The sequence below is a fragment of the Pseudonocardia ammonioxydans genome, from assembly GCF_900115005.1.
GTDB lineage: Bacteria > Actinomycetota > Actinomycetes > Mycobacteriales > Pseudonocardiaceae > Pseudonocardia > Pseudonocardia ammonioxydans.
Window position 1 is genome coordinate 1 of the sequence record NZ_FOUY01000136.1, and the last position, 2,113, is coordinate 2,113.

The 2,113-nt window shown below is 69.2% G+C and carries 3 protein-coding genes and 1 pseudogene; 3 read left to right on the forward strand and 1 reads right to left on the reverse strand.

The annotated features are described in order from the left end of the window. Positions 1-168: pseudogene (locus BM093_RS35670) on the forward strand (IS701 family transposase); the annotation flags it as partial. A gap of 42 nt (positions 169-210) precedes the next feature. Here the strand turns inward: BM093_RS35670 and BM093_RS34640 are convergent. Continuing rightward, positions 211-699: an acyltransferase family protein gene (locus BM093_RS34640; RefSeq protein WP_143105723.1), complete on the reverse strand. Its 489-nt coding sequence runs from the start codon at positions 697-699 to the stop codon at positions 211-213. Positions 700-1,080: 381 nt separating this feature from the next. On the opposite strand from BM093_RS34640, the gene BM093_RS34645 reads away from it, so the two are divergent. Continuing rightward, the gene (locus BM093_RS34645; RefSeq protein ID WP_093357663.1) at positions 1,081-1,860 is read left to right on the forward strand and encodes a thioredoxin-like domain-containing protein; all 780 of its coding nucleotides are present in this window, start codon (positions 1,081-1,083) and stop codon (positions 1,858-1,860) included. Positions 1,861-1,864: 4 nt separating this feature from the next. Then, the coding region (locus BM093_RS34650) for a DUF305 domain-containing protein (RefSeq protein ID WP_143105724.1) at positions 1,865-2,113 on the forward strand (249 nt) is incomplete at its 3' end.

Consider the following 2,113-nt stretch of genomic DNA (forward strand, 5'->3'; position numbering starts at 1 on the left):
TGCTTCCAGACCTCCAAGAACGAAGCCGGCCTCGACCACTACCAAGTCCGTTCCTACCGGGCCTGGTACGCCCACATCACGCTGTCGATGCTCGCTGCCGCCTACCTGTCCGTCACCCGCGCACGGGAGGCCGAAAAGGGGGATCTCCAGCCGACAGGACCGGGCTGATCCCGCTGAGCGGCAACGAGATACGGCGCCTGCTCGCCACCCTCATCCTCGCCCCAGCCGCCTGCCTGACCAGCACGCTCGCCTGGTGCACCTGGCGTCGACGACGCCAACACCAGGCCCGGACCTGCCACTACCGCCGCCGCGGCCAACGCCCACCACCCTGACGAAACGCCGTTGCAGTACTAGGGGCGCGACCACGAATGTGGTCACCAGCAAACACACCCAGAACCCCGGCGCGATTCGCAGGAAACGGTGCCACACGAACCGCGGGAAGGACTCGAGGGTCAGGAAGCTGCGAGTGATCAGGAACCCGCTGAGGATGAAGAACCCGTCCAGCCCGAAATCCCCCAGAGTGGACAGCCCCCAACGCCACTGCTCGCCGGTGCGGATCCCGATCCCGTGATCGATGGCGACCAGCAGCGCGAACGACAACCGCAGCACGTCGAAGCTGTTGCGCCGTGGATCGAACCGGTCGCCAAGCGTCGTCATTATCCCTTCCCCGTCTCCCGGTCTCGGCAGCCGCAGCGCCACCGGGTCTGAGGCTGAGGCTGTGTCCGCGGCGTAGAAGGAGCCGCTGGCCTACCGGAGTCTCCCGCTACGTTAGAGTTGGGTTGCTGTGGCGGGGCTGAGGACCGCGGTACCGACGCGTACTCCCGCACCGCCTCGATGCGTCCGTGGTCGACGTTCTCCGCATGTCGGAGATCGACGAGGAAGCCGATGACGGGACGCGCGATGGTGACGCGCTCGCCGGACGGCGGTACAGCCAGCGCTGCACCTGAGTCGGGCCCGGTGTGTCGGAGTCACATGCAGATCGGACAGCCTCTTGTCCGGCTGGTGGGCCGGCCGGTACCCGCCGAGCGGTGTCCCTAGACTTGCGTGGCGTCGGACCACACCCACGAACAGGATATCTGGATGGCTCGCGGCAAGAGGCCTTCGAAGAAGCGACCGCCGTCGGTGGCCGCGGTCAACCAGCGCCCGCTCCCCTGGGGGATGATCGCCGCGATCGTGGTGATCGTGGGGCTGGCTGCGGTGTTCATCGGCTACCCGCTGATCCAACGCGGCCAGGACGCGCAGTGGACACCGAGCGAGGACAACCGCGACCCGTCACTGGCCATCCCTGGAATCGTCACGCAGGAGTACCCGGGCGGCCAGCACGTGCTGGGCGACCAGCAGGTCGCCTACACCCACAGTCCGCCCTTCGGCGGCGCGCACGACGGAGTCTGGGCCGCCTGCAACGGTGTCGTCTACCCGAACCCGGTGCGCAGCGAGAACCTCGTGCACTCGTTGGAGCACGGCGCCGTATGGATCGCCTATAACCCCGACCAGGTCTCGGGCGAGGCGGTGTCGTCGCTGCGCGAGCGGGTCGAGGGCCAGCCCTACACGGTGATGTCGCCCTACCCGGGACTCGACTCCCCGATCTCGCTGCAGTCCTGGGGCCACCAGCTCAAGGTCGGGTCCGCCGACGACGAGCGCATCGAGCAGTTCCTGCGCTCGCTGCGGGTCAACCGGTTCACCCACCCCGAGGTCGGCGCGTCCTGCGACGCCACCGGCCCGCAGGGCTTCGACCAGGACAACCCGCCGCCGTTCCGGCCGGCGCCACCGCAGCCGGCGGTTGACCGGCAGACGGTGTTCCCGGAGGACGAGGGCGCGAACCCGGGTCCGCAGCCCGACCAGGGCCTGCCGGGGCAGTGACCGCGTGAGCACCGACCTCACCGGCTCCTCGACTCCCGCTCCCGCGGCCGGTCGGTTGCTGTGGCGGAACCCGCTGGTGGTGACGTTGGCGGTGCTGGCGTTGGCGGCCGTCATCGTCGCTGGGCTGGCGGTCCGTGGCGTCTTCGGCCCCGACGTCTCGCAGCCCGGCTCGGTGGATGTCGGGTTCGCCCAGGACATGAGCGTGCATCACCGCCAGGCGGTGGAGATGGCGTCCTGGGCGCGCGACCACAGC

Bases quoted from the DNA above. Each gene is read 5' to 3' on its own strand.
- BM093_RS34645 (WP_093357663.1), top strand. From the start codon at position 1,081: ATGGCTCGCGGCAAGAGGCCTTCGAAGAAGCGACCGCCGTCGGTGGCC.